The 1041-nt window shown below is 70.5% G+C and carries 1 protein-coding gene; it reads left to right on the forward strand.

Translation table 11 applies throughout. The features are described 5' to 3' along the window. Nucleotides 1-1041 (forward strand): biotin/lipoyl-containing protein (locus ACIHAR_RS39720; protein WP_400024142.1); only part of this gene is annotated, 1041 nt, incomplete at its 5' end.

The following is a 1041-nucleotide window of genomic DNA, read 5'->3' on the forward strand; positions in this document are numbered from 1 at the left end:
TTCCTGTCCCCGCAGCAGGTCGCCGAGCTGTACTCCTCCTCCAAGGCCATCCTCAAGGAAGCCGGCTATGTCGGCGCCGGCACCGTGGAGTTCCTCGTCGGCGCCGACGGCACCATCTCCTTCCTCGAGGTCAACACCCGCCTGCAGGTCGAACACCCCGTCACCGAGGAAGTCTCCGGCATCGACCTGGTCCGCGAGATGTTCCGCATCGCCGACGGCGAGGAACTCGGCTACGACGACCCGCCCCTGCGCGGCCACTCCTTCGAGTTCCGCATCAACGGCGAAGACCCCGGCCGGGGCTTCCTGCCCGCCCCCGGCACCGTCACCGCCTTCACCCCGCCCACCGGCCCCGGCGTGCGCCTGGACGCCGGCGTGGAGTCCGGCAGCGTGATCGGCCCGGCCTGGGACTCGCTGCTGGCGAAGCTGATCGTCACCGGCCGCACCCGCAGGGAAGCCCTCCAGCGCGCCGCCCGCGCCCTGGCCGAGTTCCACGTCGAGGGCATGGCCACCGCCATCCCCTTCCACCGCGCGGTCGTCACCGACCCCGCCTTCGCCCCCGAGCTGACCGGCTCCACCGACCCCTTCACGGTCCACACCCGCTGGATCGAGACCGAGTTCGTCAACGACATCAAGCCCTTCACCTCCCCCGCCGACACCGACGCCGAGGAGGACACCGGCCGCGAGACCGTCGTCGTCGAGGTCGGCGGCAAACGCCTGGAAGTCTCCCTCCCCGCCAGCCTGGGCATGACCCTGGCCCGCACCGGCCTCGCCGCCGGCGCCAAGCCCAAACGCCGCGCCGCGAAGAAGTCCGGCCCCGTCGCCTCCGGCGACACCCTCACCTCCCCCATGCAGGGCACCATCGTCAAGGTCGCCGTCGAGGAAGGCCAACAGGTCCAGGAAGGCGACCTGATCGTCGTCCTCGAAGCCATGAAGATGGAACAACCCCTCAACGCCCACAAATCCGGCACCATCAAGGGCCTCACCGCCGACGTCGGCGCCTCCCTCACCTCCGGCGCCCCCATCTGCGAGATCAAGGACTGA

Origin of the sequence: Streptomyces sp. NPDC052016 (assembly GCF_044548445.1) — a bacterium.
Lineage (GTDB): Bacteria > Actinomycetota > Actinomycetes > Streptomycetales > Streptomycetaceae > Streptomyces.